The sequence below is a fragment of the Roseibium sp. MMSF_3247 genome (genome assembly GCF_030733765.1).
Lineage (GTDB): Bacteria > Pseudomonadota > Alphaproteobacteria > Rhizobiales > Stappiaceae > Roseibium.
In genome coordinates, this window is sequence record NZ_JASHII010000002.1 from 347,887 (window position 1) to 369,916 (window position 22,030).

Below are 22,030 nucleotides of genomic sequence, written 5' to 3' on the forward strand. Positions count from 1 at the left end.
TTATTTGTCGATCGGAAGACCGCTTGGAACGGAAGTGGGAATGCCAAAGGGCGGAAAAGCTACGGAATCTGCGCCTGTAAGCGCTTTCATAAAATCTACTATATCATCAATTTCACTGTCAGAAAGGTCAATGGTCTCTACGTCGCGAAAAAGACTTTGGCGGGCCATTTCACGGCTGTCCGACCAAACGACAAAATCAATGGCTTCCAACCAGGGAGCTGAGGGAAGGGCGGCAAGTTTTGGGTCCCATTTCGCCAGCATCCCGTCCGGATCAAGATGATGGCGTATGATCCCCTCCAGTGTAGGGTAGGCGCCGTTGTGCCCGTATGGCGCGGTGAGTTCGACATTGCGCAGCATCGGCGTGCGGAACCGGTATGCGTCCTCCAGGCTGTCGCTTTCGGCCATGCGTCCCGTGTCCCGAACCATCGGGTCAAACCGCCGGGTCCGGCCCGGTCCGAAAGGCGGTAGCCCGAGTGCGTGGAACTTCTGGTCACTCAACAGACTTCCGGAATGGCAGCTTGAACAGCCGGCTTTTCCGAAAAAAAGATCGAGACCCTGTAATTGTTTCGCCGAGAGCGCCTCTGTGTCTCCAGCCAGATAGCGGTCAAAGGGACTGTCGTAGCTCTGCCATTCTATGGCCTGGAAGGCGGCAAGAGCATTGGCGATCTCAACAATCGTGACGTCTTCGGCTGACTCAATATGGTCGAAAGCTTCGATAAACCTCTGACCATATTCAGGAATTACGCGCACCCTTTTGGCGAGGATCGGCCAGGCCGCATCGATCCGGTCATGAACCGCACCGGCAATCTCGTTCTCTTTCGGATTACCGGACATCTCGAATTGTGCCACCAGGGGAAACACAGCCTGGGCCGCGAGTAACGAGTTGAAGCCTGCCGGTAGCCATTCTTCGGCGGGTGAGTTGAAGCCGTTCTCATAGGTGTCGGCAACGGAAATGCGGCCGTCGTGAAACAGGGTGTGAAGGTCTTTTGCGCCCAAATTCCAAAGGCCTGGCGCATTGCGCGGAATCCGTTTCTTAATCCGGCTGTCACCGGCTCCGGCCATGCGATCCGGTCCGAGTCCTTCGCCGCCCTCGCCAATGCCGAGTGACAGGCCATCACCGGTTCCAAACTCTGGATGATGGCAGGTCGCGCAGGCAATATTCCTGTTGCCGGACAGGATCTTGTCGTAAAAGAGAAGTTGGCCGAGCGCGGCCTGCTTGCGATCAAATTCGAGAAAGCTGGATTGGGTCAGAGTTGCTGGCAGTTCAGCTGCGCCAGCTGGCAATACGCTGGCAAGCAGAAGTGAAGGAACGAGGAAAACATGACGCCACTTCGATCTGCGGTCGCCGCACTTTGCATCCTTGTCAGCGCGGCAATGACCAGCCCCGCGCGTGCGGAAATCGAAGAAGCGCGTGATCTGATGGAATCCGGGAAATTCGAAGAAGCCAAGGATGCGCTTTGGCCAGCGGCCCGGTCCGGCAACGCCGACGCCGAAGAGCTGATCGGTGTCATGTATGCCATGGGCCTTGGCGTTGAGCGAGACGATCAAAGGGCGTTTGAGTGGTACCTCAGAAGCGCCATGAAGGGGCATCCCGGCGCGCAGTCCGGAGTTGGTTGGTACTACGAAATCGGACGTGGAATGCCGGCACCCGATCTTGTGCGGGCCTACATGTGGTACACACTGTCTGCCATCGGCGGGGATCCGGACGCGGCGATTTCGCTTGAAGAGGTGGTCAAAAAGATGACCGCGGAAGAGATCGAAAAAGCGCATATTCTTGTCGCCGACTACAAGGTCTGGATGTACCCGTTCCGCTGATTTTGATCAGGGAATGGCTTAGGAGACAAGGCCATCGCCAGATCAAAAAGATGGCAAGTTAAGAGCCCGGCAAATTGCCGGGCTCTATTTTATCTTAGTTCAGGTCTGCGTCGCGCGCGCCGTTCACATCTGCCTCAGCAGCGGCCACGGCTTCTTCCAGAGCGCCGAAGATTTCGCCGCCGCGGTCAACGTTTTCCTTGAACCAATCGAAGACCGGGCTTGCAGCTTCTTTGAAGGCTGCCTTTTCGGCCGGGGTTGGAACGTAAAGATCACCACCACCTGCGACAAAGTCTTCATAGGCTTGGATCGACTTGCGCTTCGGAGATGCAAAGGTTGCTTGTTGCAGGGCATAGAAACCATCAACAACCACGCGGCGCATGTCTTCCGGCATGGAGAGGAACTTCTCGTTGTTCATCCACCACAGAGCGCCCATGTAGGCGTGTCCGTCGAGGGTGACGTATTGCAGGCCCGCATCCGGGAATTTCATGCCCATGATATCGGTGATGCCGTTCTTTGAGCCTTCAACCACACCGGTCTGGAAGGAGGTGAACAGCTCCGGCCACGGGATCGGGGTCGGAGACGCGCCGAGCGCTTTGACAAGAACCTGCGGCAGATCAGCAACGACAGTCCGGATCTTCAGGCCTTCCATGTCAGCAGGTGCCGCAATACGGCGTTTTGTGTTGGCGAAGTTCCGCCAGCCGCCGGTGTTGCCGATGGTCATCAGGCGGATCATGTTGTCGCTGTCTTCCAGCGCCATGTTGCGCATGGTGCGGGTGAAGTCGCCGGACAGGACGTGTTCTGCGATCCGGTCGTCGGACATCATGTATGGCAGGTCGAGAACCTGAACATACGGGAAGATGCCGGATGCGCCGCCGGATGTGGAGATGTAAATATCGATGGCACCGCCTGCAACGCCTTGCAGGCACTCAGCGCCGTTGGAGCACAGCTGCGTACCGATAAAGAGTTCTACTTCGATGGCGCCGTTCGAGGCGGCTTCCACGAAGTTCTTGAATACGACAAGACCATCATAGTCTTCATCGTTTTCATTGGAGTTTGCAGTGGCGCGCAGGGTGTAGTCGGCCGCCGTAGCACTTAATGCGGACCCGGCGAGCATCGCCGCGACCGTCAAGGATTTAAGGGCAGATTTGAGCATTGAAGTCCTCCCTAGGTAAAGCTCAGATCAGTTGGCAAATCCGGTCAGACGCGGGATCGTCATCGAAAGTGCCGGAATGTAAGTGATCAAGAAGATCACTGCGATCTCCACCGCCAGAAACGGCAGAATAGCCTTGGATATCGTCTCCACCCGTTCCTTGGAGACAGATGCTGCAACAAACAGGACCAGCCCCATCGGAGGCGTTGCCAGACCGATGGTCAGGTTCACGCTCATGATGATGGCAAAATGGATCGGATCAACACCCAGTTCGAGAAAGATCGGTCCAAGGATAGGTCCAAGAATGATGATCGCCGGGCCTGCATCCAGGAACATGCCCACGATGAACAAGAGCATGTTGATCAGGAACAACAAGAGCAGCGGGTTTTCGGTGAGGCTGAGGACAAAGTCAGCCATGATTTGCGGTGCGTAGCTGAGGCTGACCACGGTTTTGAAGGCCATGGCGGCCCCGACCAGCAGCAGCACAACGGCTGATGTGATGCCTGCACGGTTCAAAACACCCGGAATTTCATGCGGCTTCAAGGTTCTGAGAACAAACAGCCCGATGAAGAGGGCATAGGCCACAGCAACGGCAGCGGCTTCAGTCGGTGTGAAGACACCAGCCAGAATGCCCCCGAGGATTATCACCGGGGTCAAAAGCGGAAAGAAGGCCTTGAGAGATGCCTGGCCGCGTTCGCCCCACGTCGACTTCCGCGAAGCTACGGGGAAATCATACTTGTCGGCCATGAACTTGACCATCAGCATCAGGCCGACGCCGACCATGACCCCGGGCACGATACCGGCGAGGAACAGCGCGGCAACACTCTCGCCCATCACATAGGCGTAGATGATCATGATACCTGACGGCGGAATGATCGGACCGATCACCGAGGAAGCGGCCGTAATCGCAGCTGCGAATTTCCTTGTATAGCCTTGTTTCTCCATGGCCGGGATTAGCATTGACCCAAGCGCTGAGGTGTCGGCAACCGCCGAGCCAGAGAGGCCGGCAAACAGCATCGACGACAGGATGTTGACGTGTGCCAGGCCACCGCGCAGGTGCCCCATCAGTGCCTGGGAAAATTCCACCAGCCGCATGGTGATCCCGCCTTTGTTCATCAGCTCGCCAGCGAGCATGAAGAACGGAATCGCCATGAGAGGAAAAGAGTCCATCCCGTTGTAGACGTTACGGTAGAGAAGGGTGATGTCCCGCTCTTGACCGTTCAGCCACAACAACATGCCGGGTGCTGCGAGCAGGCCGAAAAAGACCGGCAAACCGATCATCAGGAAAACCAGGAAGACGGGAAGAAACCAGATCAGCATCAGTCTGCTCCCGCCATATCGATATCCGGAATGCCCGGAAGGTCATCCTTGCCACCGATCAAGGAAATCAGACTGCGCACGATGAGCTCAACATTGACCAGAGCGAGCAAGATGACGCCAACGAACATCGACATCATCATCCAGCTGCGCGGCACCCGGATCCACTCAGTCAACGTCAAATTGCCCGGAACGTAGAGAGAGGCGGTCGCGAATTTTCCGCCAAAACCGGTCACTTCAGCGTAGCCAATTTGAACCGCGATGATGAGCACCACGAACGAGACACACAGCAGGAAAAGAGACAGAACGCTAGCCAGGATTTTGGGCAGCATGATCACCAGCGTGTCGATGGCCACAAATCCACCGCGCCGGAAGGCGGTCGGTGCCATCAAACCGGTCATCCAGAGCATGCAAAAGCGCGCGGCCTCATCAGGCCAGGGGAGGGCATTGTTGAACCCATAACGGGCCACGACCTGTATCAGGATCGCAACCACCATCAACGCAACGGCGACGACGCCGATCCCTCGTCCGATCCGCAAAAGATGCGAATTGACGAAGGCAAGCGGTTTCAAAACCGCCAGCAATGCCCCCATACGGGCTCCTCCCTGGTACGTCCATTTTGGCGGGGCGATGTCCGTCCCGGCCTTTGCTTTTTTGAGCGCTCTTACTTTGGCGCGATTTGTCCGAGTTTGCCGGAAAAAAATGTCAGCGCATCCCCGGTGCGCATCTCAGCCTGCATCACTTGGCCCAGAACAATCAAATGATCGCCACCCTCGTAGGCCGCGAACCGCTTGCATTCGAAGCGCGCCAGGCAGTTCTCGATCAGCGGTACGTTGTTCTCGCAAAGCTGGTATGTCAGCTGATCAAAAGCATGTGCGTTCTTGACGAACCCGTTGCAGATCTCCGCCTGCTCGTGGCTCAGAACATGGATTGCATAGCGTTCGGCTTGCTCAAAGTAGCGGAACCGGCGCGAGCCCTTGTCCGGCATCCAGAGGACGAGCGGCGGGTCCATGGAGACGGAAGAAAAGCTGTTGGCGGTGATCCCGACCGGGCCGTCTTCGGAATGGGTGGTCACAACAGTAACGCCGGTCGCAAATCGGCCAAAGGCATCCCGCAAGAGCCGGGAGTTTTCAGAATGCGGCGCGAACGTCACGGTGTGATCTGCATTTTGCATTGTCATCAGGGAACCTCGTTTCCAAGGGCTGCCTCGTAGAGGCGGTACCAGGTTTCGCGGTCAAGTTTGACTTTGAGCGCGTCCGAGATTTTCCCGATACGCTCCAGATTGTTGGTGCCCATGACCGGCATGAGGTGTGCCGGATGCGCCAAAAGGAACGCAACGGCAACTGCTGAACGGTCAACACCGAAGGAACTTGCGATCTCGTCCATCACGGACCCGAGCTTGCCGCCTTCCGAAATCAGAGATCCGCCACCAAGCGGGGACCAGGCCATCAGTTTTGTGCCGAGCCGCTGATGGAATGCGAGATCGCCATTGGTGAACGGAGAAATCTCCTTAAGGGAGATCTCGATCTGGTTTGTCACCAGCGTGTTGGACATGGCGGATTGAAGAAGTTCCCAGTCCCACGGACGAAAGTTCGAAACGCCGATGTTCCGGACCTTACCGGACTTCACCAGATCATCCAGCGCAGCGCCCGTTTCATGATGGTCCATGAACGGATCCGGGCGGTGAATCAGAAGAAGGTCTACCGTCTCGATGGCCATTTCGGTGAGAGAAATCTCGACCGATTTCTCAATATGTGCCCGCGACGTGTCGTAGTACTTCACCTTGGCATCGGCATACCGGCCACACGGAGCGACGATGTCACACTTGGTGACGATTTCCATTTTGCCGCGCAGGGACGGATTGGCTTTCATCGCGCCGCCCAGCACAGCCTCGGCGCCGTAATCGCCGTAGATATCCGCCTGATCGAAGGTTGTGATGCCCTGATCAAGACAGGATTGGATTTTCCGCTCCACATGCGCCGGGGATGTGTCCGCATCATCGCCGAGCCGCCACATGCCATAGATGAGGCGGGAAAATTCAAGCGTGTCGTTAAGTTTGACGCGATCCATTAGCGGCGGACTCCATTGCCGAGCGGTGTTGCAGGGGTTTCGGCCGGAACGCGGCCGTAAGCTTCGGGAAGCGAGCAAGTCTTCAGGTTTGGCATGACGCGGGCACCGAAGTGCTTGGCTTCTTCTTCATGCGGGTAGCCGGAGAAGATGAACGCGCGGATGCCCATTTTCTGATAGGCCTCGATCTTGGACATCACCTGATCGGTGGAACCGACAAGTGCCGCCCCGCAACCGGAGCGGGCCCGGCCAACACCGGTCCAAAGGTTCGGCTCGATGTAACCAAATTCATCCGCGATCTCGCGGTTCTTGGATTGGTGGCTGACGCCCAGAGACTTTGCGTCGAGTGCGCGTTCGCGGATGGCGGTACCTTTGTCATCGTCCAGCTTGGAAACGATATAGTCGGCGTATTCCTGTGCTTCCTTTTCGGTGTCGCGCACGATCATGTGGACGCGTAACCCGTAGTCGAGGGTGCGATCGTACTTCTCGGCGACGGCATGTACAGCCTTCATGCGGCCTTCCAGCTCTTCAATCTTTTCCGGCCACATCAAGTAGACGTCACAGTGCTGGCCGCACAGGTCCAAAGCGTCTGGCGAATAACCGCCAAAATAAAGAAGGGGGCCGCCGGTCTGGTAAGGCCGGGCCGGACCCGTGGTCAGGCCTTTGAAATTGTAGATCTGTCCTTCGTAGTTGATCTCCTCCTGCGTCCAGGCCTGCTTGAGGATTTCAACCACTTCGCGGGAGCGCTGATAGCGGTAGCCGCTGTCGGCTTCTTCGCCCGGGAAGTTGGAGGAGATGATGTTGACCGTCAGCCGGCCTTCCAGCATGTGGTCGAGCGTCGCGATGGTCCGCGCCAGCATGATCGGCTGCATTTCGCCACAGCGGACAGCCGCCAGCAGGTTGATCTTGTCGGTAATCGGCGCGCAGCCGGCGACGAAGGAAAGCGTGTCCTGTCCGACCTGGTAGGAAGACGGGCAAAGAATGTTCCGGAAGCCCTGGGCCTCGGCTGTTTTGACGATGGAAGAGCAGTGCTCCCATGAGGACCGCAAGTGGCCTTCCGGCACGCCAAGGAACTGATAGTCGTCCGAGCACAGCGCCGCAAACCAGGACACTTCAGCTGCATCTAGGTCCGGCGAAGTTACGGGAACAACGGTCATCTAAGGCTCTCCTCCCCAATATTTTTTTGGGCATTTCGTTTGTTTTCGAAGGCCTTCATTTGGACCTTCACTTTTTCCTTGCTTATCACCCGCCTTGATGTAAATCAATAGTGTATCAATTTTCGAAAGACAGATCGCCGCACCGCAATGCCAACCGCCTCGCAGACCTCAAACGCCCTGCCTCTTTATGTCCAGATAAGTGAGCTTCTCATTCGGGATATTGCGGCCGGCCGCCTTCTTGACGGAGAGCGTTTGCCGCCGGAACGGGACATGGCCGAAGAGCTTGGGATCTCCATCGGTACGCTACGAAAAGCGCTGGCTGATCTTACGGAAAAAGGCCTATTGGAGCGGATACAGGGCTCGGGAAACTACATACGTCAGGGCGGAACAAACGAAAGCGTCTACGCGATGTTCCGTCTGGAGCTGCTGTCGGGCGGTGGGCTGCCCAAGGCAGACATTCTTGAGGTCGACCGTGTATCCAAACCGGAAGATCTTCCGGAGTTCGGCACGAGCGGTGAGGGCACGCGCATCCGCCGTCTACGCTACCTCAACGAAACAATCATCGCGGTTGAGGAAATCTGGCTGGATGGGGATTGCGGTTTTGTCCGCCGCGACCAGCTTTCAGATTCGCTTTACCGTTTCTATCAAAAGCAGCTTGGCTTTTGGGTCGTCCGCGCTGAAGACAGGGTGACGATCAACGCCGTGCCGAATTGGGCGCCAGAGGTTTTTACCAAAGCGCCCGGCACTCTCACGGGATACATCGAACGGTTCAGCTGGGCGGACAAGCCCGAGCCGGTCGAGTTTTCGCGCACCTGGTTCGATACTGACAGGGCGCATTACGTTCAAAGACTGAAATAGGCGGGCGCCAAACGATCCGCCGACTTAAGGAGAGCCAAATGCCTGCGAAGGTAAAATACGGTGTCATCGGCTGTGGCATGATGGGTCAGGAGCACTTGCGCAACATCGCGCTGCTGCCGGACACCGAAGTGGAGGTTGTTTTCGAGCCGGATGCCGGGATGGCCGAGCAAGCTTCCCGGTTTGCGCCGCATGCCAGGTTCGTTGATTCCGTCGACGCTGTCTTAAACGTCGAAGAGCTGGATTGCATCCTGATCGCAAGCCCCAACCACTGCCATGTGCCGCAGATGGAGGAAATCCGTCAGAAACGGCCGCTGCCGTTGCTGGTTGAAAAGCCGCTGTTCACCGACCCCAAGGATATTGCAGCGCTCGAGGCCTTCAAGGCATCGTATCCGGCCCCGGTCTGGGTCGCGATGGAATACCGGTACATGCCGCCGATCGCAGCCCTGATCGAACAGTCGGAACAGGCAACGGGCGGCATCAAGATGCTGACCATCCGCGAACATCGCTTTCCGTTTTTGGACAAGGTCGGATCCTGGAACCGGTTCAACCGTTATTCCGGCGGGACATTTGTCGAGAAATGCTGTCACTTTTTCGATCTGATGCGGCTGATCATCAAGAGTGAACCTGTCCGTGTCATGGCCTCAGCGGGGCAGGACGCCAACCACAAAGAAGAGCTGTACGACGGCGAAACGCCGGACATCCTCGACAACGGGTATGTGATCGTTGATTTCGAAAACGGCGCTCGCGCAATGCTGGAACTGTGCATGTTCGCAGAAGGCTCCCGTTACCAGGAGGAGGTGTCCGCGGTCGGGCCGGCTGGCAAGATCGAGGCCTTGGTCCCGGGGCCGGGCCGGTTCTGGCCACGAGATTTGGGCGAGCCGCCTGTTCCCCAACTGATCGTGTCACCCCGCAATCCAAAAGGCCCGCGCCAGATCGATATTCCTGTTGATCCGAACATCCTGGACGCCGGAGACCACAACGGCTCGACCTTCTATCAGCACCAGCATTTTGTCGCTGTCGTTCGCGGCGAAAAGACCGACGTGGAAGTCTCTTTGGAAGATGGACGCAAAGCCGTCGAGATGGGGCTTGCCGCCCAGCAGTCCGCGCGCACCGGTCAGGCCGTTGCTGTCATCGGCCGGGCTGTATCTTCCATGGCCTGCTGAAGTCGATTGGAAAGACTTCATCCCACCTGAAATTGTGTTTGTGCGTTCCCGGCCTTGAGCCGGGACCATTTGGTTTTGGCCCCGGCTCAAGGCCGGGGCGGCTACTACCAAAACATCTGAAAATGGCGCGCCGGCACTTTTTGATGAAGAATTTCAAAGATCACGGCTGACCCTGCTGTGAAAATGCCATAACGTTCAGGCTAAGGTATTGAGAACCCGCCGGAAGAAGCTGGGCCGTCCGATATTTTGGGAGGTTTTACTGTGCGTAAAGTTATTTCCGTCGCCCTGTCATCTGCCTTGGTGCTGCAAACCGTTCTTTTGAATGGTGCTCTGGCAGCACCGGCTGTCACCACGGCGAACGTGAACTTCCGTCAGGGGCCCGGAACCGGGTTTGGCTCGCTCGGTACCGTGCCGAACGGCACCCCCGTCGAACTTCAGGATTGCGACGACACCGGAGCCTGGTGCTCGGTGACCTACAACGGTCAGAACGGGTTCGTCAGCGGCAATTACCTGCAACTCACTGAAGCCGAGGATACGACCGGCTGGCCGCGCACCTACGATACAGATGCCGGCGCGACACTTGTCCTCTATCAGCCTCAGGTCACCGAATGGACGGACTTCAAAACCCTGGATGCCCTGATTGCCGCGGAATACATCAAGGACAAGGATGCGGCCCCCGTGTTTGGCGTGATCGGCGTCAGCGGCAAAACCGCGCCCGATCCGCAAGCCGGCTTGATTGATGTCTCGGACATTCAGGTGACCCGCCTTGATTTTTCCGCGCTCGACCGGACGGCGCTGTCCGATCTGTCTCTGCAAGTGGGCAAGATCCTGCCGACGGGCGTCGTGACGGTGAAGGAAGACCGCATTACCGCAAACCTAGCGGAATTCAAGCGGATGGAGGATGTGGATGGCCTGAACGCCGAGGCGCCGCCGCTCTTCATCTCCTATGAGCCGGCAATCTTGGTGCAAACGGAAGGCGAGCCCATCCTTGCGCCGGTCAAGGGCGATCAAGGTCTGAGCTTCGTGGTCAACACAAACTGGGACATCCTGAAGCCGGATGAAGGTTCGGACTATTATCTCCGGGATGAAAAATCCTGGCTCAAATCCTCAGAGTTGACTGGCACCTGGGAAGCGGTGATGGACCTGCCGGACCCGATCACCAATTTGCCGGACGACGACAACTGGAAAGAAACCCGGGAGGCGATCCCGCCACAAGCCTTTCCCGAAGACAAAGCTCCCAAGGTCATCTATTCCGACAAACCGGCTGAAATGATCGTTTTCGAGGGGGAACCGAAACTGGAACCGGTGCCCGGGGGCGATCTGGAATGGGCCTCCAACACTGACCACGATGTCTTTTTCCTGAAAACCACATCGACCTGGTACATCCTTCTGTCGGGGCGCTGGTTCAAGTCGGCGTCTCTCGACGGTCCGTGGGCGTTCACCACGCCTGACATGCCGTCGGACTTCCTGAACATCCCCGAAGATGCACCTTACTATTCGGTCCGGTCGTCCATTCCCGGCACCTCTGAAGCCTCACAGGCCCGGCTGAAAGCCAGTATTCCAACGACGGCGCGCGTTGAGCTGGGGTCGGTCAGCGCGGATGTCGCCTATGCAGGTGATCCGGAGTTCACGCAGATCGAGGGCACATCGATGTCCTATGCGGTGAACACCAACGATCAGGTCATTCAGGTCGGCGCAAAATACTACGTGCTTCAGGATGGCGTCTGGTTTGTCGGTGACAGCCCGCAAGGACCGTTTGTGGTGGCCCAAGCCGTGCCGGAAGAGATTTACACCATTCCGCCATCCTCGCCGGTCTACAACGTCACTTATGTGCGGGTCTATGAGACCGAACCCAATGCCGTCTGGTACGGCTACACCATGGGGTATGTGACCGGGTTTCTGGCATGGGGCGTCTTTGTCTACGGCACAGGCTGGTACTACCGCCCATGGTACCGTCCGGGCATCCGGCCGATCTACTTCCCGCGGCCGGTGACCTATGGGATCGGTGCCTACTACAATCCGCTTCGCGGCACCTATGGCCGGTATGGCTATGCCTACGGCCCGCGCCGGGGCATTGCAGGCGGGGGCATCTACAATCCGCGCACGGGCGGATATATCCGCGGCGGAGCAATCAGCGGCCCACGCGGCAGTGCCGGTTTCATCTCTGCGTACAATCCCCGCACGGGCAATCGCGTCGTCGCAGGCGGTGCTCGCGGGATCTACGGCTCCTGGGGCGGGGCTGTCGTCTCCGGCCCGCAGTGGTCGCGCACGCGGGAGGTCAGGGCGTCGGCGGCAAACCGGTGGCAGCAACAGGGCGGCCCGGGCCGCGCGGCTACGCTGAACCGCAGGGGCGGGGACGTCTTTGCGGGCCGCGATGGCAGTGTCTATCGCCGCGATGGACAGAACTGGCAGAAGTTTGAAGGCGGGCGCTGGAACGGGGTCGATGCGCCCTCGCGCGACGCTCTTCAAAATCGGGCACGGGATCTCGGGGCAGGAGCCGCGATTGGAGCTGGTGCCGGAGCCGCGCTTGCCAACCGGCCGGCCGGGGATCGGATCCAGAACCGGCCAAATGCGGGCCAAAGACCCAATGCCGGGCAGAGACCGAACGCGGGCCAACGTCCGAACAATGGCCAGAGGCCCAATGCCGGCCAAAGGCCGAGCAATCAAAGACCAAATGTCCAGCGGCCAGCCGACCGGCCGGAGACACGCCCGGCTCAACGTCCTGCCCAACGCCCCGCGACCCGGCCAGCACAGCGGCCGCAAGCACCGGCGCATCTCAATCGGGACCGTGCGGCGCGTGAGGCTGGCAATCGTCAGGTCAACCGTCAACGCAACGTGCAGCGGTCCCGGCCGCAACAGGCCCGCCCGCAACGGGGAGGCGGTGGCCGCGCCGCCCGCGGTGGCGGCGGCCGCCGGAGGTAAAAGGTCACGAGCTGTCCTCGGGGGTAGGGCAGCTGTCCGCTTCCCTTAGACTGTCACCCCGGCCAAGTGAAACGCCGAGCTTGGGCCCACTCTCGGTGCTGCTTGCGGATGACGTCGTTGGGTACGGCTCGTGCTCTGGAAGCGAGCAGGCCCCGGGTCTTCACTGCGTTCGCCCGGGGTGACGGTTTGGATTGGTTGGTGCCTTTTCCATCCAGCTTCATGCCTGGCTTCATCGGGCATCCATGCCGTTTCTTCTCCATCTAAGCAGTTGTGCTTGGGGCACGGTTACGGACTGGATTACCCGGTCAAGCCGGGTAATGACGGAAGTTCTTGAGCAACTGTTGCCGCACAACGTCAAATCGGCAGGTCGCGGGCATCCGCAATGGCTTCCATGGTCATGTAGGAGGTGACCGTGTCGAGATCGACCTTGTCGATCAGCCGCTGATAGACCTGATCGAACGCGTTCATGTCTTCGGCGACCACTTTCAACATGTAGTCGTAATCCCCGGCAAGCCGGTAGAAATCGATCACGTTCGGGATCCGTGTGACCTCGCTGCGGAAGGTCTCCAGCCACTCCTTGGAATGATGGCGCGTGCGGATCATGACAAAGACCGTGAGGTTCAGGCCGAGCTGGGCCGGATCAAGGCGAATCGTGTGCCCTTCGATCAATCCGCTCTCATAAAGGGTTTTCAGCCGCCGCCAGCAGGCGTTTTGCGACAATCCCACCTCCTCGGCGAGCTCCCGCTGCGACAAACGGGCATCCCGTTGCAGGGCTCTAAGAAGCGCGCGGTCAATTTGATCGAATTTTTTCATCATTAACGATCAAATGACACAAAACAGGCCGTTCGGCAATCAAAATAGGTGCGGATTTATGAATATACTTGGTCGTATGATCCGTTCAAAGACATTTGGAGCAGATCATGACCCAATCTCAACACCTTGCTTCTTCCGGAACTGCACTCGAAACTTTTAAGAGCGCTTTGAAAGGCCCGGATCTGATCGAACGGCTCCGCGCTGGGCTGATCGGAGACGGCATAGTGATTGAGGGGCCGTTCGGCCCGAAAAAGATGATCTATGCCGATTATGTCGCCTCCGGCCGGGCCCTTCGGCAGGTCGAGGACTTCGTCATGGAAGAGGTGCTCCCGGTTTACGCCAACAGCCACACCGAAGCTTCTTATTGCGGGATGACCATGACCCGGATGCGCGAGGCTGCGCGGTCCGAGATTGCCCGCATCTGCCGGGCTTTCGACAGCTACGCCACGGTCTTTTGCGGGTCGGGTGCGACGGCAGGGCTCAACCGGCTTGTCCATCTGCTGGGTGTCTCCGGGGCCGCGGAACGGGGCGAAAACCCGCTGGTGATCTTGGGTCCTTACGAGCACCATTCCGACATTCTGCCGTGGCGGGAAAGCGGTGCGGAGGTCATCGAGATCAACGAGGCCGCCGACGGTGGTCCGGACCTGGCCGAGTTGGACGCGGTTCTGAACGAAAAGGCATCTGGACGTTTGACCGTTGGCGCGTTTTCGCTGATGTCCAATGTCACCGGTATTGTGACCGATGATGTGGCAGTTACGCGGATCCTGAAAAGTCATGGTGCCTTGAGTGTTTGGGACTGTGCCGGATCGGGGCCTTATCTGCCGATCGACATGAAGCCGGGCACCGATGCCCAGAAGGATGCCGTTGTCGTCTCGCCGCACAAGTTTATCGGCGGTCCGGCCGCCTCCGGCGTCATGATCGTGCGCAAGCAGGCGGTCTGCATCAAAACCCCGGTGTTTCCGGGCGGCGGAACGGTGCGTTTTGTCTCCCCCTGGGGGCACGACTACTCCGAAAACATTGCCGCCCGCGAAGAAGCCGGAACACCGAATGTCATCGGTGACATCCGCGCCGCGCTGGCGTTTCTGGTGAAGGAAGCCATCGGTCAGGCCGAAATGGATGCCCGCAACGAAGCCTGGCGTGCCCGGGCCCTGGCAGCCTGGCAGAAAAACCCGGCCATCGAGATCCTCGGCAATCTGGAGGCAAGCCACACCATGCCGATCTTCTCGTTCCGGGTGAAGGATCTGGAGCGCGGTGGGTATATCCACCAGCAACTCGTCACACGGATGCTGTCGGATGTTTACGGGGTTCAGGCGCGCGGCGGCTGCGCCTGCGCTGGGCCGTATGCCCACCGGCTGCTCGGCATCGACCGGTCGGAATCCGACGCCCTGCGCGATGGCATTCTTTCCGGTGAAGAACTGAAGAAACCCGGCTGGACCCGGCTTAATTTTTCCGTTCTTCTGGATGAAGTGAAAGCAGATCAGATCATCCAGGCCGTCGACCAGCTGGCGCGTAAGCCGTACCCATTCGCCGACAGCTATGCGTGCGATGAAACGACCGCAAGGTTCAAGGCCGCACAAAAAGCTGCATAAGGATTACGAGCGATCATGTGCCGATGGGCTGCCTGGAGCGGGGCTCCGAAATATCTGGAAGAGGTGATCTGCGATCCGGAGCATTCGCTGATCGATCAGAGCCGCAATGCAACGTCTTGCAAAACATCGGTGAACGCCGACGGGTTTGGCGTTGCGTGGTATGGCGAGAAGGAAACGGCCTGTCTTTACAAGGATGTGCGCCCGGCTTGGTCGGACCCGAACCTGCTGCAGATCGCAAAGCACATCCGGTCGGGGCATTTCCTGGCCCATGTTCGCGCATCGACCGGTACGGCAACGACACGGGACAACTGTCATCCGTTTACCTTCGATCGCTGGACGTTCATGCACAACGGTCAAATCGGCGGATATGACAAGGTCCGCCGGCGGCTCGACAATATGATCCCGGACGATCTTTATCGCGACCGCATGGGCGGCACCGACAGCGAGAGCCTCTTTTTGATTGCGCTCGCTTATGGGCTCAAACATCACCCGCGCGCGGCCATGGCCCGCGCGGTTCATGAAGCCGAAGCGCTGTCCAAATATTCGGGCTGCACGCCGCACATGCGCTTTGCCTCTGCCTGGTCGGATGGCGAAACACTTTATGCCGCGCGGTACGCATCAGACCGGTATCCGCCGACCCTCTATTACCGCGAGTTCAACGACGGCGTCATGGTGGTCTCCGAACCGCTGGACGAGGCGCGGAACTGCTGGATGGAAGTTCCGCATGGCCACATGATCACGGTCTCCGGTGGCAAGGTCGAGCAATGTGCTTTCCTGAGCGACGAAGAGTTGCTCACGGCGTAGGCATCGTTTCTTCGATCCAGTCCCAGGCGGCGTCGAGTTCGGCGGTCGCAAAGTGTTTTTCCTTGATACCGACCAGGGTTGCAAAGGTGGCGTCTATGTCCACAAGGGTCGAGACAAACTGGCTGTCCGTTACGACAGCAACCCGCGCGATCTTGTCCATATGGGTCATAAGCCACTTGATGTCGGACGCCACCGCTTTCAGCGAGACACCGACATGGTCGCCGAGAACGACCAGAAAACTGGCCTTTCCATAGGTTGAGACCAGCTCATCTGCCTTGGCAATCAGCTCTTTTTCTTCCTCTATCGTTAGCGTGCCAGAGACTTTTACGCCGAGAACGGCTCCGTCGCTGCGTGGCAAAATCTCGTACATTCCAGACCTCCCGAGTTGTTTGTAAGCAGCTGCAAGTTTATTTGACGATCGCTGGACCCGCGTTCAAGGCGATCCGGGTTTGTGCTTACGGTTTGGGTTGAATGCCATCGCCATTGAATTGGTTAATGCTGTCTAACAATCTGACGAAAACTCGAGTGAAGCTGCTAATCCGCCCTTAAAATGCGCCCGTTAAACTATCAGTCATAGAAAAGCGCGGCTGCCGAAAGGTGGTCGCGTTTGTTGTGATCCGTTGAAAACAAGAAGAGACGTGGAGACGTTCAATGGCGCTGGCTGACTGGAATGGATTTTACGACCCGGACGCAGCGAACCTGGACAACACAGCGGCAAGCGCTGCGAGCAATGCGGCCACACGCATGGATTCAAGCCGCAGCTGTTACTTTTATGTGCCGTCAACGAGCTCAGACGAGGATGAACACCGCCTCGGAGCCGTCTTGCGTCTTGGCGAATATGCCGACATCGAAGAACAGGCGTTTCAAGCCGATGATCTCGATGAGTGGTATCCGCAACGATATATTGCTGACGAAGGCAGCAATGCGGAGGCCTACAAGAATGCATCCGGCGGCGGTGACGGGATCCTGTTGGCCTGTGACGGCCGGATCCTGGTGAAGGCTGAGGAGAAGATGTATGTGGAAACCGCTGATTTCAGTCAGCAAGTCAATGGTGATTATACGCTGAATGTTGACGGGGCAGCGTCGGTAACGAGCTCAGGCAAACTGGAAATGACCTCGTCCGCAGAAGTCGTTTCCATCTCCAGCGGGGCGGGCAAGGACATCACTTTGTCTGCAGGCGACGGCTCTGGCGTCATCCAGACCAACGCCAAGGAGGAAACCAAGACGATTGCGGGTGACACGTACGAATACAATTCCGGCAACACTAAGAGTTTCACCGAAGGCAACAGCATCGACATGACCTTCGGTGGGTCGCTGGCGATTTTCGGTGGCGGTGACCTGAGCATCGGGATGGGAGCCACAACCGAAATCAATGCCACCATCGCTGTCGGTGTTGCAGCTGTTACAGTCGATATTGTCGGTGTCGCGGCCGAAGTGACCGGCAGTGAAGTTGATCTGAAAGAAATGGCGGTCAAGCTGAAAACCCTTGTGGTCAGCAACGAGACCATGGCCGCAAAGATCAAGCAGATGGTGGCAGAAATCGCGCAGCTGAAGGCGGAAAGCACCACTGTCAGCGCAGCTCAAACGACGGTGGCGGCCAAGTCCGAAACCGTAAAAGCCAAGTCTGGCGGAGTGACAGCTGATACGACCGGGCTGGTCGTCAATATCTGACCGCAATCGGTGCATATCTGCCATGACTGGACAAGAGCTAAGGATCTGATACGTACGCCGCCTAAGCTTTTTGGGCGCTTTGACGGTCTTCTATGAGCTCTTTCGTTCGCGCGTCGATCCCTTCGCGGATCTGGCGGGTGAGGGGAAAGACGTCAGTCCGGTCGCGTCCATAACTCAAATTGAAGGCATGGAAATCGGCATCGGCGCCCGGCATGAGATGGTGCTGCAGCATGGTTTCCAGCTTGTCGAACGCTTTGGCAAGTTGCGCTTCCGGTGTCACGGCATCGGCGTATTCATCCCAAAGCGCCATGAAATCATCGGCCACGTCATCAGGCAGATCGGCACACAGCGCTTGAAAGTCCTGTCTTTCGCGTTCCTGCCGGTTGTCACCGTCCGATTGGTGCGGGGCCGGAACATCACCAGAGATTGCTTCGCCAAGATCATGAAGAACACACAACTTGAGCAGCTTTTTGATATCGACACCAATGATGTCTTTCTCAAAGAGCAGAACCATCAAACACAGCCGCCAACTGTGCTCCGCAGTACTCTCCGCTCGTCCGCTCCGGCTGGTGCCGGATCGCAAAGTGTCCTTGAGCTGTTCGGCTGCCTGAAAAAAGGCAAGAAGACCGGTCAGCCGGCGATGGTCAATAAAGGGGGCGTGGTTGCCGTCGGTTTCGCTGTTCATGGGCGAAAGTTTACTCCGGCCAACACCGCTTGACGACACGCTGAATATTTTATGCAAACTGGCCGGGGTCGTCCCGCACAAGCCGGGCAAAGCGTCCGTCGGACAGGGCAAGTCGCGTGATCCTGATCCGGCTTTCCGGGATCGTCATCTCCGGGAAATCCGCGCGCTCCGTTGAAAACACGATATCCGGTGCGTGAGGTTCGAACCAACCCTTTGCGCCAAGGCTGTGTTCTGCGGTCTGGATTCCTTCCGACGCATAAGGCCAAAGCGGTCGGTCCATCAGTTCTTGAACACCCGTATGCCAGTCTCGCGCACGGGCAGGCGAGACGGCGAGCAGCCGGTGGCTGAGATCGCACACCAGATGAACCGGCGCGCTGTTGCTGCTCACAAGCTCCACCAAGGCCCTGTCCGCTGCACTGTTGGGTCGGGCGAGCAACAGCCGCTCCACTTTGGAGCGGTCAAGCCCGTCAGGCTCCGAAGCACCGCTCTCCCAGCGTGAGATTTTGGATTGCGACACCCCGAGCTCATCGGCCAATGCCTGCTGTTTGACACGATTGAGCACCCGCCAGCGGCGAAGGGACGGGCCGAGGTTTCGCGGATTTGGGATGATGTCCAAGCTCATATTGGGGTGACTGTAGCAGAAAACAGAAAGGGTGTCGGCTTTCACCAACACCCCCCTGTTCAGGTCAAGGTTATCGGACCCGGAAGCCTGCCGAAGCGGGATCGATAGTCCGTCTTGATCTCAACTCGACATCAGATCTCCGAAGACATCTGGTGCCTGCCGACCCCTCATCCCCGAAGAGATTTGAAGCCTGCACCGATATTGCAGATAACCCGCTGCTCACCGGAGAGCCGGGGCGCTGGCTGCGGAGCGCTCCGCATCAAGCGCAAACTGGGTGCCTCACAGCCGGTCCGCGAGAGCCGCAAGCGGCCCCTTGGGACTGTGCCCAGACAGCGATGACAAAAACCGTATGCTTTGGTTGGCGGTCCGAAACAGGTCTCTGCCGTGCTGTTGATTGAAGTTCACCACAGGAACTTGCTGCTGTCGAATCGCCCCTGTTAACCATTGTGACTTGTGGGGAAAGTCATCTCTTTCGTCTGAACGTCGCAGAAATGCCGGCCTTGTAGTAAGTTGAGTTCCCTTACGGAAATCAAATGCAAGTTAAGAAATGATTTTCCGGCAAAATAATAGGTCAGCGATACTTCTCTATGAATCCATCGATGGGCAAGTTGCGAAAATCGGGCAAGCGATCCTTCAGCTGATCGTGGCTCCAGTCCCACCAGGCGATTTCCATCAGAGCTTCTTCCTGGGTTTCCGTAAACCGGCGTTTGATTGGTTTCGCCGGAACACCGCCGACAATCGTATAGGGCGGAACGTCTTTCGACACGACCGCGCCTGCGGCAACGATAGCGCCGGTCCCGATTGTGACCCCGGCCAGAACCGTCACATTATGACCGATCCAGACATCGTGCCCGATTGTGACCCAATCGTCGTTGCGCCATTGAAAGAACTCCTGGTCATCATCACCCAGCCCATAGGCGGCCGCCCGGTAGGTGAAGTGATGTTGTGACGCGCGCCAGGTGGCGTGATTGCCAGGATTGAGCCGCACCCGCCGGGCAATCGAACAAAACTTGCCGATGGTTGACCAGACCACATCCCCCTCCTGAACGATATAGGAGTAATCGTCCATCTGGCTTTCCCGCATTTCGGTCAGCGCGCCGACTTCCGTCCACCTTCCGAGCTCACAGTTTTGAACGACCGCGTCTGGGTGAATATTGGGGGCTTCGGTCAGGCCGGGTTTTTGGTGCGGTGCGGACATTGCTTGTTCCATTGGTTTGTGACAGGCGCAGATGGATAGCTTTGGTCACATCATGACGCGTGACGCTTTGATGACGTATCCATGAACTCTTTCTCTTTTCCTCAGTTTCAGCCGGTTCGAAGCACCCTGACCAATATTTCAGCGCGGAAACACGCTTCTCGGGCTTTGTTCTTCTCTTGCAACCATGATTTGCCGAGCCATGCAGAACCCTCTGAGGAAGCAGGAAAATAAAGCCTTGTCCGGGCGCTGTGTGTGTCCCGGTAGGCTCTTGTCATTGAAATGTCATCGTTTCTTCAAGGGACTGATAAATAGCTGTCATCGCGTTGTTACGCTCGAATGGCTCTTGTCGCGCAGCAAATACGAACAAACACGGACAGGGCTGCCGCGTGATTCAATTTCAGGACGTCACCAAGACCTTTGGGTCCCGGACTGCGGTGAACAAGGTATCTTTCAACATCGACAAACCGCAGATGGTTGGCATTATCGGCCGCTCCGGTGCAGGCAAATCGACCTTGCTGCGCATGATCAACCGGCTGACGCCGGCGACCTCCGGTCAGATCCTCTTCAATGACCGCGATATTCTGAGCCTTAAGGGCGGCATGATGCGCCGTTGGCAGCGCGACTGCGCCATGGTGTTCCAGCAGTTCAATCTTGTGCCGCGCTTGGATGTGGTGACCAACGTGATGCTCGGCCGTCTGAATGGCCACGGCACGCTCAAGAGCCTCTTTAATATCTTCGACCAAGACGACGTGAAAACCGCACTTGCCGCGCTGGACCGGCTAGGCATTGCTCAGGAGGCACCCAAACGGGCCGAAGAGCTTTCCGGCGGTCAGCAGCAGCGCGTGGCGATTGCACGAGCGCTCATGCAGGATCCGCATATGATCCTGGCCGACGAGCCGATCGCCTCGCTTGATCCGATGAATGCAAAGATCGTCATGGACGCGCTGCGGGAAATCCACGAACGCGACAACAAGATCGTCATCTGCAATCTGCATACGCTCGACACCGCACGCACCTACTGTGACCGCGTGATCGGCATGCGCGATGGCTTCATCGTTTTTGATGGTGCGCCAGACGCCCTGACCACAGACGTGGCGCGCGAGATTTATGGCGCCGATGAAAGCTTCAATGAAGCGGCAACATCAACCGCCATCGATGCCGGTAAATCCGGCTCTCAAGAATCCGCCGGTGTGATGACCCCGGCGGCAGCAGCGGGCTGACCGTCTGCTCCCAAATCATCGTCATCAATTGTGAACCCTCGGGGGAGTGTCCCAAATGAAACTGGTTTCCAAAGTTGCTGCGCTGGCTGCAGTCAGCATGATCGCTCTGAACGCAACCGCTGCCGTTGCTGAAGAAATCTCCGAATTCCGCATCGGCATCCTCGGCGGCGAAAACGCTTCCGACCGTCTGCGTGCTTACACCTGCCTTGAAGAAAAGACCGCTGACCTGCTCGGCGTTCCGGTCAAGCTTTTCGCACCGGCTGACTACAACGGCGTGATCGAAGGCCTGCTCGGCGGCAACCTCGACATGGCTTGGCTTGGCGCGTCCGGCTACGCAAAAGTCTACCTGACCGATCCGGAAGCTGTTGACCCGGTTCTGGTTAAGGTCAACGTTGATGGCGGCTACGGCTACTACTCCATCGGTTTTGCCCGCAACGATGCTGAAATCAACTCGCTCGCCGACATGAAGGGCAAGGTTTTCGGCTTTGGTGACCCGAACTCCACGTCCGGTTACCTGATCCCGTCCATCGCCATCCCGCAGGAAGGCTACTCGATGGAGCCGGGCGACTATTTCGGCGACGTTAAGTTCACCGGCGGTCACGAGCAGACCATCGTTGCTGTTTCCAACGGCGACATCGACGCTGGTGTAACCTGGGCCGATGGTCTTGGTGAGTGGGAAGACGGCTACAACTCCGGCGCTCTGCGTAAGGCGTCCGATGCTGGCCTGGTCGACATGACCGAACTGCGTGAAATCTGGCGTTCGCCGGTGATCCCGGAAGGCCCGATCGTTCTCTCCAAGAAGCTTCCGGAAGACGTCAAAATCAAAATGACCGCTCTGATGGCGTCCCTAAACTCTCTGGACCCTGAGTGCGCATACGGCGTTGCTGCCGGTGAGACCAAAGGTTTCATGCCGATCACTCACGAAGCTTACGTCAACATCGTTGAAGCTCGTAAGGCAAAGAGCAAGAACTAAGCGTTC

At 57.8% G+C, this 22,030-nt stretch carries 21 protein-coding genes; 9 read left to right on the forward strand and 12 right to left on the reverse strand.

Features of this window, described 5'->3' with window-relative positions:
- The gene (locus RBB44_RS07075; RefSeq protein WP_306146695.1) at positions 1-1,284 is read right to left on the reverse strand and encodes a cytochrome-c peroxidase; all 1,284 of its coding nucleotides are present in this window, start codon (positions 1,282-1,284) and stop codon (positions 1-3) included.
- Between the two features lie 36 nt (positions 1,285-1,320).
- Here RBB44_RS07075 and RBB44_RS07080 point away from each other — a divergent pair, with 36 nt between their 5' ends.
- Positions 1,321-1,815, forward strand: coding sequence for a tetratricopeptide repeat protein (locus RBB44_RS07080; protein WP_040451787.1), 495 nt, complete (start codon positions 1,321-1,323; stop codon positions 1,813-1,815).
- A gap of 94 nt (positions 1,816-1,909) precedes the next feature.
- Here RBB44_RS07080 and dctP read toward each other — a convergent pair whose 3' ends face one another.
- From dctP to RBB44_RS07110, 6 genes are all read right to left on the reverse strand, one after another.
- The gene (dctP, locus tag RBB44_RS07085; protein WP_133950671.1) at positions 1,910-2,968 is read right to left on the reverse strand and encodes a TRAP transporter substrate-binding protein DctP; all 1,059 of its coding nucleotides are present in this window, start codon (positions 2,966-2,968) and stop codon (positions 1,910-1,912) included.
- Between the two features lie 27 nt (positions 2,969-2,995).
- Entirely contained in the window at positions 2,996-4,285 is a 1,290-nt protein-coding gene (locus RBB44_RS07090; RefSeq protein ID WP_306146696.1) for a TRAP transporter large permease, read from the reverse strand.
- A complete protein-coding gene (locus RBB44_RS07095; protein ID WP_306146697.1) occupies positions 4,285-4,875 on the reverse strand; it encodes a TRAP transporter small permease in 591 nt (196 codons plus the stop codon). The genes RBB44_RS07090 and RBB44_RS07095 overlap by 1 nt, the downstream gene beginning before the upstream one ends.
- A 71-nt stretch (positions 4,876-4,946) precedes the next feature.
- Positions 4,947-5,462 carry a flavin reductase family protein gene (locus tag RBB44_RS07100; RefSeq protein ID WP_133950665.1) on the reverse strand — a complete coding sequence of 172 codons (516 nt, stop codon included), beginning with the start codon at positions 5,460-5,462 and terminating at the stop codon, positions 4,947-4,949.
- Positions 5,462-6,352, reverse strand: a complete 891-nt coding sequence (locus tag RBB44_RS07105) for an aldo/keto reductase family oxidoreductase (protein ID WP_306146698.1) — start codon at positions 6,350-6,352, stop codon at positions 5,462-5,464. The genes RBB44_RS07100 and RBB44_RS07105 overlap by 1 nt, the downstream gene beginning before the upstream one ends.
- Complete coding sequence (locus RBB44_RS07110) at positions 6,352-7,506, reverse strand: LLM class flavin-dependent oxidoreductase (protein WP_306146699.1); 1,155 nt, start codon at positions 7,504-7,506, stop codon at positions 6,352-6,354. The genes RBB44_RS07105 and RBB44_RS07110 overlap by 1 nt, the downstream gene beginning before the upstream one ends.
- A 147-nt stretch (positions 7,507-7,653) precedes the next feature.
- Here RBB44_RS07110 and RBB44_RS07115 point away from each other — a divergent pair, with 147 nt between their 5' ends.
- The 3 genes from RBB44_RS07115 to RBB44_RS07125 all read left to right on the forward strand — a co-directional run bounded on the left by RBB44_RS07115 (position 7,654) and on the right by RBB44_RS07125 (position 12,449).
- A complete protein-coding gene (locus RBB44_RS07115; protein WP_306146700.1) occupies positions 7,654-8,364 on the forward strand; it encodes a GntR family transcriptional regulator in 711 nt (236 codons plus the stop codon).
- Between the two features lie 38 nt (positions 8,365-8,402).
- Positions 8,403-9,527, forward strand: a complete 1,125-nt coding sequence (locus RBB44_RS07120; protein ID WP_306146701.1) for a Gfo/Idh/MocA family protein — start codon at positions 8,403-8,405, stop codon at positions 9,525-9,527.
- Positions 9,528-9,788: 261 nt separating this feature from the next.
- Positions 9,789-12,449, forward strand: coding sequence for an SH3 domain-containing protein (locus RBB44_RS07125; RefSeq protein WP_306146702.1), 2,661 nt, complete (start codon positions 9,789-9,791; stop codon positions 12,447-12,449).
- A 354-nt stretch (positions 12,450-12,803) separates the two neighbouring features.
- Here the strand turns inward: RBB44_RS07125 and RBB44_RS07130 are convergent, their stop codons facing one another.
- Complete coding sequence (locus RBB44_RS07130; protein WP_306146703.1) at positions 12,804-13,265, reverse strand: Lrp/AsnC family transcriptional regulator; 462 nt, start codon at positions 13,263-13,265, stop codon at positions 12,804-12,806.
- A gap of 104 nt (positions 13,266-13,369) precedes the next feature.
- Here RBB44_RS07130 and RBB44_RS07135 point away from each other — a divergent pair, with 104 nt between their 5' ends.
- Entirely contained in the window at positions 13,370-14,851 is a 1,482-nt protein-coding gene (locus tag RBB44_RS07135; RefSeq protein ID WP_306146705.1) for an aminotransferase class V-fold PLP-dependent enzyme, read from the forward strand.
- A 15-nt stretch (positions 14,852-14,866) separates the two neighbouring features.
- On the forward strand, positions 14,867-15,655 hold the full coding sequence (locus RBB44_RS07140; protein WP_306146706.1) for a class II glutamine amidotransferase: 789 nt from the start codon (positions 14,867-14,869) through the stop codon (positions 15,653-15,655).
- Here RBB44_RS07140 and RBB44_RS07145 read toward each other — a convergent pair.
- Positions 15,645-16,025, reverse strand: coding sequence for an STAS/SEC14 domain-containing protein (locus RBB44_RS07145; RefSeq protein WP_306146707.1), 381 nt, complete (start codon positions 16,023-16,025; stop codon positions 15,645-15,647). The two genes, RBB44_RS07140 and RBB44_RS07145, sit on opposite strands and share 11 nt — an antisense overlap.
- A gap of 281 nt (positions 16,026-16,306) precedes the next feature.
- Between RBB44_RS07145 and RBB44_RS07150 the strand changes: the two genes are divergently transcribed.
- Positions 16,307-17,326, forward strand: coding sequence for a hypothetical protein (locus RBB44_RS07150; protein ID WP_306146708.1), 1,020 nt, complete (start codon positions 16,307-16,309; stop codon positions 17,324-17,326).
- A 61-nt stretch (positions 17,327-17,387) separates the two neighbouring features.
- Here the strand turns inward: RBB44_RS07150 and RBB44_RS07155 are convergent, their stop codons facing one another.
- The 3 genes from RBB44_RS07155 to RBB44_RS07165 all read right to left on the reverse strand — a co-directional run bounded on the left by RBB44_RS07155 (position 17,388) and on the right by RBB44_RS07165 (position 19,831).
- On the reverse strand, positions 17,388-18,011 hold the full coding sequence (locus RBB44_RS07155; protein WP_306146710.1) for an HD family hydrolase: 624 nt from the start codon (positions 18,009-18,011) through the stop codon (positions 17,388-17,390).
- A 49-nt stretch (positions 18,012-18,060) separates the two neighbouring features.
- Positions 18,061-18,678 (reverse strand): helix-turn-helix domain-containing protein, encoded by a 618-nt coding sequence (locus tag RBB44_RS07160; protein WP_306146712.1) that lies wholly within the window; start codon positions 18,676-18,678, stop codon positions 18,061-18,063.
- 526 nt (positions 18,679-19,204) lie between these two features.
- Positions 19,205-19,831, reverse strand: coding sequence for a DapH/DapD/GlmU-related protein (locus RBB44_RS07165; RefSeq protein ID WP_306146714.1), 627 nt, complete (start codon positions 19,829-19,831; stop codon positions 19,205-19,207).
- Positions 19,832-20,217: 386 nt separating this feature from the next.
- Here RBB44_RS07165 and phnC point away from each other — a divergent pair, with 386 nt between their 5' ends.
- Together phnC and phnD are read left to right on the forward strand one after the other, a co-directional pair.
- Positions 20,218-21,051: a phosphonate ABC transporter ATP-binding protein gene (gene phnC, locus RBB44_RS07170; RefSeq protein ID WP_209173395.1), complete on the forward strand. Its 834-nt coding sequence runs from the start codon at positions 20,218-20,220 to the stop codon at positions 21,049-21,051.
- 55 nt (positions 21,052-21,106) lie between these two features.
- Complete coding sequence (phnD, locus tag RBB44_RS07175) at positions 21,107-22,024, forward strand: phosphonate ABC transporter substrate-binding protein (protein WP_306146715.1); 918 nt, start codon at positions 21,107-21,109, stop codon at positions 22,022-22,024.
- Positions 22,025-22,030 lie beyond the last annotated feature (6 nt).